The following is a 305-nucleotide window of genomic DNA, read 5'->3' as shown; positions in this document are numbered from 1 at the left end:
TGGGGAGGAGGCGGGCGGGTGGCTTGCCGACAAGCACCCCCGCTTCCTCGCCGACACCACCGGCGACGGCAGGCTCGACATCGTCGGCTGCCACGACGACGGCGTCTGGATCTCCCTCCAGGACGCAGAAGGACACTTCGCACCGCTCGCCGACGAACCGGTCGTGAGGGCGTTCGGCCATGGGGAGGAGGCGGGCGGGTGGCTTGCCGACAAGCACCCCCGCTTCCTCGCCGACACCACCGGCGACGGCAGGCTCGACATCGTCGGCTGCCACGACGACGGCGTCTGGATCTCCCTCCAGGACG

General features: G+C 71.1%; 1 protein-coding gene. It reads left to right on the top strand.

Going from position 1 to position 305, the window contains the following annotated elements; all coding sequences use genetic code 11:
* Positions 1–305: FG-GAP repeat domain-containing protein (locus PUR26_RS02320; protein ID WP_329868619.1), on the top strand; the 305-nt coding region annotated here is incomplete at both ends.

The sequence above is a fragment of the Streptomyces sp. SP18CS02 genome (assembly GCF_036322365.1).
In the GTDB taxonomy this organism is placed as follows: Bacteria; Actinomycetota; Actinomycetes; order Streptomycetales; family Streptomycetaceae; genus Streptomyces.
This window is presented reverse-complemented; position numbering and strand designations above follow the sequence as displayed.